The sequence below is a fragment of the Pseudomonas sp. P5_A12 genome, from assembly GCF_056400685.1.
Genome location: NZ_JBFUKU010000173.1, coordinates 1 through 11,966 on the forward strand (window position 1 = coordinate 1; position 11,966 = coordinate 11,966).

The window sequence follows — 11,966 nt, forward strand, 5'->3', positions numbered from 1 at the left end:
CTCATAGGCCGGGCTGACGTAGAGCACCTGACGGGTTTCCCAATTGAACGCCCAAAGCACCGCGTTGACGCTCACCAGCAACGAGCTGAACAGCTGTTCACGCTCACTCAGGCGCGCCACTTCGCGTTGAGCATGCATCAGTGCCATCAAGGTTTGAGCAGTGTCGGGTAACTGAGGAAGGGATGAGTCTTGCAGGTTTTTGGAGACCATCGGGACAATCTCAAAGGGCGTGTGCCGCTCGAGGTTCGAAAGCAGCTAAAACGAAGCTCGCCGGGGTGGCGAAGTGTCTTTGAGATAGAGGATTTGGAGCTAAGTTCCGAAGGGTGCGCCCGCTAGCGGGGCGCACCGATCAACGGCATCAGGCAGCGGAGGGGCGCAGAGAGTAGGTTTTCAACTGGCCGGCGAAGTCGCGCAGGGATTGAATCCCGCTGGCTTCAGCTTCGTGTACCCAGTCCTTGATGGCGGCGAGCATGTCGTGACCATTTGAGCTGGTCTTGACCCAGATCTGCTGCAAGGCCAAGCGCTTCTCGTAAATTACCTTCAACGCCTGACTGTGCTCGAGCATGGCCTGGATGCGAACGTGGTGTTTTTCGTCCAGCAGGCTGGTTTCCCGCGAGAGCAGGCGCTTGGCGCGGTGGAATTGATGGCGGACCGAGTGATCGACCTTTTCCAGCTCTTGCTTGACCAGCGGCGCGATCACCAATTTGCGGTACTGCGCCATGATCTGAAAGCGGTTGTTGAGGATCGCCATGGCGGTGTCCATGTCCAGGTTGCCTTTGCCTTCAACCCGGTGGGCAATCGGTGCAACCCGCTGGACCTTGGCCAGACGGAAAAAACTGAAGACCTGGATCCAGGCCCAACCGAGGTCGAACTCCCACTTCTTCACCGACAATTTGGCCGAGTTAGGGTAGGTGTGATGGTTGTTATGCAGTTCTTCGCCGCCGATCAGGATGCCCCAGGGCACCAGATTGGTCGCGGCATCGCGACATTCGAAGTTGCGGTAGCCTACGGCATGGCCAAGGCCATTGACCACGCCGGCGGCCCACACCGGGATCCACATCATCTGGATGGCCCAGATGGTGATACCGATGGTGCCGAACAGCAGCAAGTCGATGACGGCCATGATCGCGATACCCAACAGCGGGAATCGGCTGTAGAGGTTGCGTTCGATCCAGTCTTCGGGGCAGTTCTTGCCGTAGATGCGCAGGGTTTCCGGGTTCTCCGCTTCCGCGCGGTACAGCTCGGCGCCTTTGCGCAGAACGGTGGAAAGCCCCTTGATGACCGGGCTGTGCGGGTCATCGACGGTTTCGCACTTGGCGTGATGCTTGCGGTGGATAGCGGTCCACTCGCGGGTGTTCTGTGCCGTGGTCAGCCACAGCCAGAATCGGAAGAAATGTTTCAGGCCGGCATTGAGCTCCAGCGAGCGATGGGCTGAGTAACGATGCAAATAGACCGTGACGCCAATGATCGTGACATGGGTCATCAGCAGGGTGACTGCCACCAGTGACCAAGGCGACAAGCCGAGTAAACCTTCGTACCACATAGGCTGTAGGGCCCTCGATAAAGAAAAAAACAGCCGTTGCATTATCACTAAGCCCACGGATAAAACCAGTCACCCTTTCGGATAAGAGTGGCTGAATGTGTCATTAACCTATAATCCCAGCCATTTTGTAGGGACATGGACGACCGAATGTCTGCCACCTATCGCAATGCCTTGCTTGCAGCGCTGCTTTACCTGTTGCTTTCAGTTGCTTGGATGGCGTTCAGCGGCTATTTATTGAACAATTTATTCGATGGTTCTGCCGAGCTATTGCGATGGCAACTGATCAACGGTTATGTCTGGGTGGTGCTCAGCGCCGGTTTGATCTTCATTGCCCGGGCCCGTCTGTTCCAGTGCCTGGGGGGCGGCGCCAAACTGCATGAGCGCCAGGCCGACCGCGAACGTTTGCGTCAGGCGGCCGCGGTGTTCGATTGCACCCATGAGGGTGTGTTGGTCACTGATAGCAACGGGTTGATTGTCCATGTGAGCCGGGCCTTCATGGCGATCACCGGTTATCACCCAGATGAAGTGCTGGGCCAGCAACCTCGTCTGTTCAAATCCGGCCATCACCCCACCGGCGTTCTACCAGGCGATGTTTGCGACGCTCATCAGCACCGGTGAATGGAGCGGGGAAATCTGGAATCGCCGCAAAAGCGGCGAAATCTACCCGCAATGGCAAACCATCCGCATCATTTATGACGAACAGGGCCGGCACAGCCAATACGTGGCGGTGTTTTCAGATATCAGTGCGATCAAAAACTCCGAGCACGAGCACGAGCACGAGCACGAGCTCAGGCACCTGGCTCACCACGATCCGCTGACCGGTTTGACCAATCGATTGCTGTTTACCGACCGCGTCGGACAGGCGCTGGCGTCGGCGCAAATCCATAAACGGGGTTGCACGTTGCTGATGATCGACCTGGATCACTTCAAGATGATCAACGATAGCCTCGGGCACACCGTCGGTGATCAACTGCTCAAGGCCGTGGCCGAGCACTTGAAAACCATGTTTGGACCGGGCATCACGCTGGCTCGTCTGGGCGGTGACGAGTTTGCGGTGCTTGCCGAAAGTTGTCCGCAAGTGGCACAAGCTGCGGCGCTGGCCCAGCGGATCATCGACGGTCTCCGGGAGCCAATCTGCATCAATTGAGCATCGGCTTTTTATCAGCACCAGTGTCGGCATCAGTCAGTTTCCCGGCGATTCCTTGAGTGCTGAGCAAATGTTGCGCAACGCCGATTCGGCATTGTTCAAGGCCAAGAGTGCAGGCCGGGATGGCTATTCGCTCTACACCGAAGAATTGACTGCTCATGCCCGGCAGCGAGTCGAAATTGCTTTCGAATTGCGTCGCGCTCTGCAGCAGCAGGAGTTGCGTGTCCATTACCAACCCGTGCATGACTTGAAAACCAGTCGCCTGATGGGCGTTGGTGCGTTGGTGCGTTGGGCGCATCCGCAGCGCGGGCTGGTGTCGCCAGCAGAATTCATCCCTATCGCCGAGCGTACCGGGTTGATCGCCGAGATCGATGCCTGGGTGATGCAGCAAGCTTGTCGGCAAATGTGCCAGTGGCAAGCGGTTGGCGTGGTGTTGTCGTTTGTTGCGGTGAATGTTTCATTGCGACTGTTTGCCCGACTCGAGTTGTATCAGCAAGTGGCTCGGGTGCTTGATGCGACGGGGCGTGATCCGGCGTATCTGGAGCTTGAAGTTACTGAAAGCGCGGTGATGGATGATCCGGAGGTGGCGCTGGAGCAGATGCATCGCTTGCGCGAGTTTGGGGTGCGGCTGGCCATCGATGATTTTGGTACAGGATATTCGTCGCTGCTGCGGCTCAAGCGTTTGCCGGTGCAAAAACTCAAGATCGACCAGGGGTTTGTCGCAGGCTTGCCATGGGATGAGGATGGTGCAGCCATTGTGCGGGTGATTATTGCTTTGGGGCAGAGCATGGGGATGCAGGTGCAAGCCGAGGGGATCGAGCAGGTCGAGCAGGCCGGTTTCCTGCTGGAACATGACTGCGATCTGGGGCAAGGCTACTGGTTTGGGCGGCCGGTACCGGCCGAGCAGTTGGACTGGATGTGCGCGCCCGTTATTCGCTGATCCCGCATCTGCTTTTGTGGCGAGGGAGCTTGCTCTCGCTGGAGTGCGCAGCGGTCCTAAAAGAGAGTGCTTCGCCCTCTGACGGGAGCAAGCTCCCTCGCCACAGGGGCATGAGGTCAATTTCCAAAACGTCAAATCCGCCGCAAACCCACGCCCCATCAAATAATATTCTTTGGTTATATAAACATTCTTAAATAGTCTTTTTAAGAATATCTACTCCTCTCTACTATTGGTCTCACGCCGCAAGCAGTGCTGTCACTGCCAGGCAACCTCTCAGTTGAAGGAGCAGCACCATGAGCGCATCCCTACGTAGTGTTGACGGCCAAGACGAAGCAACCATTTTGCGTGAGATCCAGAGCGCATTGCGCGATCTGCGCTTTGGGGCTGTGGAGATCACTGTGCATAACGCCCAGGTCGTGCAGATCGAACGCAAAGAGAAATTTCGTCTGCAAAACCCGAGCAACAAGCCGAGCTAAGTAACCGGCAACCCGCTTCCAGCACCTCATAAAAAAGCCAACACAATCAGAATTCCAGGAGCTTTCACCATGTCGTCGATTCGTCATTTCGCTTTGGCCGCCCTGGCCAGTGCACTTTTTGCGGGTTCCGCGGTTGCCAAGGATTACGAGCTGCTCAACGTGTCATACGACCCGACGCGTGAGCTGTATCAGGATTACAACGCGGAGTTCATCAAGCTCTGGCAGAAGGATCACGCCGGCGACAATGTAAAAATCCAGCAATCCCACGGTGGTTCGGGCAAACAGGCCCGTGCGGTGATCGACGGTCTGCGCGCCGATGTCGTGACCCTGGCCCTTGCCGGCGACATCGACGAAATCGCCAAGCTCGGCAAGACCCTGCCGGCCGACTGGCAGACGCGTCTTCCGGATGCGAGCACGCCTTACACCTCGACCATCGTGTTCCTGGTACGCAAGGGCAACCCTAAAGGCATCAAGGATTGGGGGGATTTGATCAAGAACGATGTGGCGGTCATCACCCCGAACCCGAAGACCTCCGGTGGCGCACGCTGGAATTTCCTGGCGGCCTGGGCCTATGGCCTGAAAGCCAGCGGCGGTGACGAAGCCAAGGCCAAGGAATACGTACAAACCCTGTTCAAGCACGTACCAGTGCTGGACACCGGCGCTCGCGGTTCAACCATTACCTTCGTCAACAACGGCCAGGGTGACGTGTTGCTGGCTTGGGAAAACGAAGCTTTCCTCGCGCTGAAAGAAGACGGCGGTGCCGACAAATTCGAAATCGTCGTGCCTTCGCTGTCGATCCTTGCCGAGCCACCGGTGGCCGTGGTCGACAAGAACGCCGAGAAAAAGGGTAACGAGCAGATCGCCGATGCGTATCTCAAATACCTGTACAGCCCTGCCGGCCAGGAAATTGCGGCGAAAAACTTCTATCGTCCACGTGACAAGGAAGTCGCCGCGAAGTACGCCAAGCAGTTTCCGACCCTGGACCTTGTGACCATCGACAAGAACTTCGGCGGCTGGAAAACCGCGCAACCGAAATTCTTCAACGACGGTGGCGTGTTCGACCAGATTTACCAGGCTCAGTAGTTTTAAATAGCCATCAACGGGCCCCGATTTAACTGTCGGGGCTTTGCGCGTTCTCAACCAAGGACTTTTATGTCGCGTCGTATTTCCCCCGTCATACCCGGCTTCGGGCTGACGCTGGGTTACACCTTGGTGTACCTCAGCCTGATTGTGCTTATTCCACTGGCGGCGATGTTCGTCCATGCCGCTCAACTTACCTGGGATCAGTTCTGGGCAATTATCTCGGCGCCACGGGTGTGGGCGGCGATGAAACTGAGCTTCGGCACCGCGTTCTATGCCGCGATCATCAACGGCATCATCGGCACGCTGCTCGCCTGGGTCCTGGTGCGATATACCTTCCCGGGACGCAAGATCATCGACGCAATGATCGACTTGCCCTTCGCATTGCCCACTGCGGTGGCGGGTATTGCGCTGACTGCGTTGTACACCCCTACCGGTTTGGTGGGGCAGTTTGCAGCAGATCTGGGTTTCAAGATTGCGTACACCCCCCTCGGCATCACCCTTGCCCTCACTTTTGTGACACTTCCATTCGTAGTACGTACCGTACAGCCGGTATTGGCTGATTTCCCCCGTGAAGTGGAGGAAGCGGCAGCGTGTCTCGGTGCAAAACCGTTACAGGTTTTCCGCCATATTCTGGTGCCCGCGCTGTTGCCGGCCTGGCTCACTGGTTTCGCTTTGGCCTTTGCCCGTGGGGTCGGTGAGTATGGTTCGGTGATTTTCATCGCCGGCAACATGCCGATGAAAACCGAGATCCTGCCGCTGCTGATCATGGTCAAGCTCGACCAGTACGATTACACCGGCGCCACGTCCATTGGTGTACTGATGCTGGTGGTTTCCTTCGTCCTGTTGCTGCTGATCAATTTGCTGCAACGTCGCATCGAAACCCCATAAGGAGGCGCGAACCATGTCCCAATCGTCTATTGCTGCCGCCTCGTCGGCCAACGCCGCCCGCCGTGGCAGTGCCACCTCGCGAAGAATCCTGATCGGTCTTGGCTGGTTGATTTTTGTCCTGTTCCTGGTGCTGCCGCTGTTTATCGTGGTGTCCCAGGGTTTGAAGAATGGTCTGGGTGCGTTCTTCACCGCGATCTTTGAACCGGACGCACTGTCCGCGCTGAAACTTACGGTGATTGCCGTGCTGATCTCGGTGCCGCTGAATCTCGTGTTTGGCGTCAGCGCCGCTTGGTGCGTGAGCAAGTACTCTTTCCGTGGCAAGAGCATGCTGGTCACGTTGATCGACTTGCCGTTCTCGGTATCGCCGGTGATCGCAGGTCTGGTCTATGTGCTGATGTTCGGCGCCCAAGGCCTGTTCGGGCCGTGGTTGCAGGATCACGATATCCAGATTGTCTTCGCCTTGCCGGGCATCGTGCTGGCGACGATTTTCGTCACCGTGCCTTTCGTGGCGCGCGAACTGATCCCGTTGATGCAGGAACAAGGCACGCAAGAAGAAGAGGCCGCGCGCCTGCTTGGTGCCAATGGCTGGCAGATGTTCTGGCACGTCACCGTTCCCAATATCAAATGGGGCCTGATCTACGGCGTGGTGCTGTGTACCGCGCGGGCGATGGGTGAGTTCGGTGCGGTGTCGGTGGTTTCCGGGCACATTCGCGGGGTGACCAACACCTTGCCGCTGCACGTCGAGATCCTCTACAACGAATACAACCACGTGGCCGCGTTCGCCGTGGCGAGTCTGTTGCTGATCCTGGCGCTCAACATCCTGCTGCTCAAGCAGTGGAGCGAAAACCGTATTAACCGCCTGCGCGCCAGCGCCGCGGAGGAATGATTTCATGTCGATCGAAGTGCGTAACGTCAGCAAGAATTTCAACGCGTTCAAGGCGCTGGACAACATCAGCCTGGACATTCAGAGCGGCGAACTCGTGGCGCTGCTCGGCCCCTCGGGTTGCGGTAAAACCACGCTGCTACGGATCATCGCCGGTCTGGAAACCCCGGATCAGGGCAACATCGTGTTCCACGGCGAAGACGTCTCCGGCCACGACGTGCGTGATCGCAACGTTGGTTTCGTGTTCCAGCACTACGCGTTGTTCCGCCACATGACCGTGTTCGATAACGTCGCCTTCGGCTTGCGCATGAAGCCGAAAAACCAGCGCCCGAGCGAAAGCCGGATCGCGGAGAAAGTCCACGAATTGCTGAACATGGTGCAGCTGGACTGGCTGTCGGATCGCTACCCGGAACAACTCTCCGGTGGTCAGCGTCAGCGCATTGCTTTGGCCCGCGCCTTGGCGGTGGAACCGAAAGTCCTGTTGCTCGACGAACCTTTTGGCGCCCTCGACGCCAAGGTCCGTAAAGAATTGCGTCGCTGGCTGGCGCGACTGCACGAGGAAATCAACCTGACTTCCGTGTTCGTGACCCATGACCAGGAAGAAGCGATGGAAGTCGCCGACCGGATTGTGGTGATGAACAAGGGCGTGATCGAGCAGATTGGCTCACCGGGCGATGTTTACGAAAACCCGGCCAGCGATTTTGTTTATCACTTCCTCGGGGATTCCAACCGACTGCATCTGGGTGAGGACAATCACGTGCTGTTCCGCCCGCACGAGGTGTCGCTGTCGCGGCATGAACTGGAAGACCACCACGCTGCGCAGGTGCGTGACATTCGTCCGCTGGGTGCAACGACTCGGGTGACGTTGAAGGTTGAAGGCCAGAGCGAATTGATCGAAGCGGAAGTGGTGAAGGACCACGACAGCCTGATCGGGCTGGCGAAGGGTGAAACCTTGTTCTTCAAGCCCAAGGTCTGGCAAAAACTGGCCAACATCTAAAGCAAAAGCTTCGCGAGCAGGCTCGCTCCCACACTGGATCTATGGTGTACATAGAAACCCTGTGGGAGCGAGCCTGCTCGCGATGGCGTCTTATGCCGCAGCGCGTTTCGGATTGATTCGTACACACCCAGCCCGCGCCTCGATCTGCTCTTTGAGGTCATGACGCAACCCCAGCAAAAACATCAACTCCACCACCACAAACAACGGCCCGACAATCAGCCCGGTCACATCATCAACAAACGCCGGTTTACGCCCCTCATAGTAATGGCCGACAAACTGAATCACCCAGCCCACCACAAACATCCCGATACCGCTCGACAGCCACACCAGCGTGCTTTGCTGCGCCAACGCCTGCCCCGCCCAAACGGACAGTCCCAGCAATACGCTCATCAGCACCCCGAGGCGCAATTCCAGGCGCAGGTAAAACCACGCCGATGCCAGCGACACCAGTACCGCCGGTGACAGCCAGCCGCCAGCCCATTGCGGCCGCGACAGCAATACCGCGACGGCCACCATAATCAGCGGAATACCGATAAAGTGGCTGGCAATGTTGCGCGGATCTCGGTGGTAGGTGGCGTATTGACTGAGATGGTCAACGAGGCTTTTCATTGTTATTCCTCCTGTAGGGTGATCGATCATGCCCCGGGTTCACTTTTGGCTCTGTCGGGCAGGCGACAATCTCTAGGAGTTTCCATGGATATGCAGGCCTGGCGTTCGCGCCTGATGACGGGGCAATGGTTCAGTCATCTTCCTGTTCCCTTACAGGATAGTCTGCTGGCTGCGGCGCGGATTCGGCGTTTGTCGTCGGGGCAATTGCTATTCAAGCGCGGGGATCCTCCGTGCGGGTTGTATGCGGTGCTCGAAGGTTCGGTGCGCATCGGTGCGGTCAGTGAGCAGGGCAAGGAAGCGCTGCTGAGCCTGGTGGAGCCGCCCCACTGGTTCGGCGAAATCTGCCTGTTCGACGGCCAGCCGCGTACCCACGATGCCTTCGGCGTGGGCCAGTGCGTTCTGTTGCACATTGCGCAGGCGACGCTGCTGAAGTTGCTCGACGAACAACCGGTGTATTGGCGGCAACTGGCGTTATTGATGAGCCACAAACTGCGCCTGACCTTCATCAACCTCGAACAGTTGAGCCTGATGCCTGCCCCGGCACGCCTGGCGCATCGTTTGCTGATGATTGCCGAGGGTTACGGCGAAGTCGAACCGCCGCGTCGGCTGCTGCAACTGCCGCAGGAGCAGTTGGCCTCGATGCTGTCGCTATCACGCCAGACGACTAATCAGATTCTCAAGGATTTACAGGGGCAGGGGATTCTGAATCTCAAGTACGGCGAGATCGAAATTGTCGATGCCGAGCGGTTGCGGTCTCTGGCGATTTTTTGAATCGTAACGTTATGGGTGGGCTTTGTTGGTGAAGGCGCCTAGCCTGTGACGACGATAATCGAGGTGTGTCATGCGTGTACTGCTAGTAGAAGACGATCCGGAGACCGCCAAACTCCTGGCCAACGGCCTGAATGAGGCGAGCTATTCGGTAGATGTGGCGCTCAACGGCATGGACGGCCGGCGCTTTATCGAGTCCGGCGAATACGAACTGATCATCCTCGACGTAATGCTGCCAGGGCTCAACGGCTGGCAATTGCAGCAGCAGATCCGCAAGCTCGGCGACACGCCGGTGCTGTTCCTCACCACCAGGGACGGCATCGAGGATCGTCTGCGCGGGCTCGAACTGCATGAGGATGATTATTTGCTCAAGCCGTTTGCGGTGAGCGAGCTGGTGACGCGGGTGCGCAAGTTGTTGCGGCGGGATYGTGGGCGGTGAAACCTTGGACGTCTGGTTAAAAAATGAGCTGGACTTCTCGTCGGGTCTGCACTAAATACAATGCATATATCCAGTAACTATGAATTTGCACGGTATACGATGCAGGTTGGCAAATGGAAAACCTAGGTGAACTGATACGCTCGCTCCGAAAAGAGCAAAAGCTTTCCCAGCAGGCACTGGCACAGCGGTACGGCATGAGTCGTTCCACAATTTCAGGTATCGAAAACAACACCATTTCTGAAATCGGCCTGCGCAAGGTTGAGGCAATCCTCAACGGTTTCGGGTATGAACTCACCGCCGTGCCCCGTCAGTCGAAGCGTCCAACGCTGGACTCACTGAAAAAGGTCAACTTTCATGGGTGAGCCGCAGGAAAAGGACCGGCTTCACATCAGTGTCTCCGCAAACGCAGTCGGCACCTTGGGGAGAGGTCAGTCTCGCAGCGATTCAGTTTTTACCTACGCCGAAAATGCACAGGAAGAAAACTCGGTTTCGTTGACCATGCCGGCTCGCCTCGAAAGTTACACGTGGGAGCAAGGTGTACCGCCGATTTTCGAGATGAACCTTCCAGAGGGGGCTCTGCGCGATGAGTTGGTTCGTCGTTTCAGCAAAGCAGTCAGGGGCTTTGATGATTTCGCGATGTTATCGATCGTTGGCCCGCACCAGCTTGGGCGAGTGGGAATTGCATGCGCGCAAGAGGCGAACGACCGTCCGCCTGAAACCAGCCTCGCGGACCTTCTGGTTCATGACGGTGCTCAAGGCTTGTTCGATGATCTGTTGCATACGTATGGCCAATATTCAGGCGTATCCGGTGTGCAGCCCAAGGTGTTGCTCCGTGACAGTGCGACAACCGTCGACCGCCTGACTCATCGAGGCGCGACGCATCTGGTCAAATCCTTTCGTGCAGAGGAATACCCTGAACTCGCAGCCAACGAGTATTTCTGCATGAGAGCAGCGCTACATTCGGGGCTTGAGGTGCCGAAGTTCGAGCTCAGCGAACATGGCAAATTCCTGGTAGTCGAACGCTTCGATCTGAATGAGCAAGGTTATTTGGGGTTTGAGGATTTCTGCGTACTGAATGCCTGGCCGTCGAAGGCCAAATACGATGGCTCATACGAAGGTGCCGCGAAGCAGATTAAAGAATTCGTCTCTCCGTCATTGCTCAATCAGGCGCTTGAGTCTTTTTTCAAGATCGTTGCGCTCTCGTCAGCCTTGAAGAATGGCGACGCTCACCTCAAAAACTTTGGCCTGCTGTACGAACATTGCGGCATGGATGCACAAATCAGCCTCGCTCCGGCCTACGACATCGTCACCACTTCGGTTTACATAAAGTCGGACAGCATGGCGTTGCTTTTAGGCGGATCGAAAGCATGGCCCAAGTACAAAATGCTGATGCGCTTTGGCCGTTCGGCCTGCAACCTGACGGAGGGCCGTTGTAATGAACTATTGCAGCAGGTCGCCCACGGGATGGAGGTGGCAATGACCGAGATGGCTGCTTACATCAAAGACAGCAGCGTCTTTGCGACCGTTGGCGAAGCGATGATGGAACAGTGGGCATCAGGCGTCGTGCGCAGTCTCGTGAAAAGTTGATCAGCGCAACCCATCCCGAAACTGCCCCGGCGTCATCCCGGTCCAGCGCTTGAACGCGCGGCTGAAGCTACTGGTATCCGCAAACCCCAACAGGTAGCTGACTTCACTCAACGAGCATTGCGGATCACGCAGGTGCAGCAGCGCCAGGTTTTCGCGGCTTTCATTGAGCAGCGTATCGAACCGACAACCTTCGTCCGCCAGGTGCCGTTGCAGGCTGCGCAAGCTCAGGTGCAGGGCTTTGGCGATGAGTTCGGCGCTGGGTTCGCCTTCGGGCAATTGCTCTTCGATGGCGTCACGGACTTTGCGCTCCCAGGTCAACGGTTTCAGTTGTGCCAGGGTGCGTTTGAGCACGGTTTCATTGTGTTCGGCCAGTTCCGGATTGGCGTCATCCAAGTGGCTGTCGAAATCCACCAGAGAAAACTCCACGCGGTCTTCTTCGGCCGAAAAGTACACCGGTGAGCGGAACACTTTGTGCCATTGGTGCGCATCGGCCGGTTCCGGTCGACGCAAGTACACCGCCAGCGGCGCATAGTCGCGACCGAGGCGATTGCGGCAGGTGCGCACGTAGATCGCTGTGAAGGCGTCGATGGCTTCGAACGCCGGCGC

At 57.2% G+C, this 11,966-nt stretch carries 12 protein-coding genes and 2 pseudogenes; 10 read left to right on the forward strand and 4 right to left on the reverse strand.

Features of this window, described 5'->3' with window-relative positions:
- Window positions 1-210: pseudogene (locus tag AC1DSG_RS20585) on the reverse strand (diguanylate cyclase); the annotation flags it as partial.
- Between the two features lie 148 nt (window positions 211-358).
- Window positions 359-1,543: a delta-9 fatty acid desaturase DesA gene (gene desA, locus AC1DSG_RS20590; RefSeq protein WP_477792531.1), complete on the reverse strand. Its 1,185-nt coding sequence runs from the start codon at window positions 1,541-1,543 to the stop codon at window positions 359-361.
- A gap of 147 nt (window positions 1,544-1,690) precedes the next feature.
- Between desA and dibA the strand changes: the two are divergent.
- The 6 genes and pseudogenes from dibA (at window position 1,691) to AC1DSG_RS20620 (ending at window position 7,957) form a co-directional block, all read left to right on the forward strand.
- Window positions 1,691-3,630 (forward strand): annotated as a pseudogene (gene dibA / locus AC1DSG_RS20595) (phosphodiesterase DibA).
- Between the two features lie 293 nt (window positions 3,631-3,923).
- Window positions 3,924-4,106, forward strand: coding sequence for a sulfur starvation response protein OscA (gene oscA / locus AC1DSG_RS20600; protein WP_007945260.1), 183 nt, complete (start codon window positions 3,924-3,926; stop codon window positions 4,104-4,106).
- A 69-nt stretch (window positions 4,107-4,175) separates the two neighbouring features.
- Window positions 4,176-5,189 (forward strand): sulfate ABC transporter substrate-binding protein, encoded by a 1,014-nt coding sequence (locus AC1DSG_RS20605; protein ID WP_477792532.1) that lies wholly within the window; start codon window positions 4,176-4,178, stop codon window positions 5,187-5,189.
- Between the two features lie 69 nt (window positions 5,190-5,258).
- Window positions 5,259-6,077: a sulfate ABC transporter permease subunit CysT gene (gene cysT / locus AC1DSG_RS20610; protein WP_477792533.1), complete on the forward strand. Its 819-nt coding sequence runs from the start codon at window positions 5,259-5,261 to the stop codon at window positions 6,075-6,077.
- A 13-nt stretch (window positions 6,078-6,090) separates the two neighbouring features.
- Window positions 6,091-6,963 carry a sulfate ABC transporter permease subunit CysW gene (cysW, locus tag AC1DSG_RS20615; RefSeq protein ID WP_477792534.1) on the forward strand — a complete coding sequence of 291 codons (873 nt, stop codon included), beginning with the start codon at window positions 6,091-6,093 and terminating at the stop codon, window positions 6,961-6,963.
- Window positions 6,964-6,967: 4 nt separating this feature from the next.
- A complete protein-coding gene (locus tag AC1DSG_RS20620) occupies window positions 6,968-7,957 on the forward strand; it encodes a sulfate/molybdate ABC transporter ATP-binding protein (RefSeq protein ID WP_477792535.1) in 990 nt (329 codons plus the stop codon).
- A gap of 90 nt (window positions 7,958-8,047) precedes the next feature.
- Here AC1DSG_RS20620 and AC1DSG_RS20625 read toward each other — a convergent pair whose 3' ends face one another.
- Entirely contained in the window at window positions 8,048-8,566 is a 519-nt protein-coding gene (locus AC1DSG_RS20625) for an Mpo1 family 2-hydroxy fatty acid dioxygenase (RefSeq protein WP_477792536.1), read from the reverse strand.
- An 84-nt stretch (window positions 8,567-8,650) separates the two neighbouring features.
- On the opposite strand from AC1DSG_RS20625, the gene AC1DSG_RS20630 reads away from it, so the two are divergent.
- The 4 genes from AC1DSG_RS20630 to AC1DSG_RS20645 all read left to right on the forward strand — a co-directional run bounded on the left by AC1DSG_RS20630 (window position 8,651) and on the right by AC1DSG_RS20645 (window position 11,360).
- Complete coding sequence (locus AC1DSG_RS20630) at window positions 8,651-9,337, forward strand: Crp/Fnr family transcriptional regulator (RefSeq protein ID WP_477792537.1); 687 nt, start codon at window positions 8,651-8,653, stop codon at window positions 9,335-9,337.
- Between the two features lie 70 nt (window positions 9,338-9,407).
- Window positions 9,408-9,773 carry a response regulator gene (locus AC1DSG_RS20635; RefSeq protein WP_477792538.1) on the forward strand — a complete coding sequence of 122 codons (366 nt, stop codon included), beginning with the start codon at window positions 9,408-9,410 and terminating at the stop codon, window positions 9,771-9,773.
- Between the two features lie 113 nt (window positions 9,774-9,886).
- Window positions 9,887-10,135, forward strand: a complete 249-nt coding sequence (locus AC1DSG_RS20640; RefSeq protein WP_477792539.1) for a helix-turn-helix domain-containing protein — start codon at window positions 9,887-9,889, stop codon at window positions 10,133-10,135.
- A complete protein-coding gene (locus AC1DSG_RS20645) occupies window positions 10,128-11,360 on the forward strand; it encodes a type II toxin-antitoxin system HipA family toxin (protein WP_477792540.1) in 1,233 nt (410 codons plus the stop codon). Before AC1DSG_RS20640 ends, AC1DSG_RS20645 begins: the two co-directional genes overlap by 8 nt.
- On the opposite strand, the gene AC1DSG_RS20650 is transcribed toward AC1DSG_RS20645, so the two are convergent.
- A partial coding sequence (locus AC1DSG_RS20650; protein ID WP_477792541.1) for a helix-turn-helix transcriptional regulator occupies window positions 11,361-11,966 on the reverse strand: 606 nt, incomplete at its 5' end.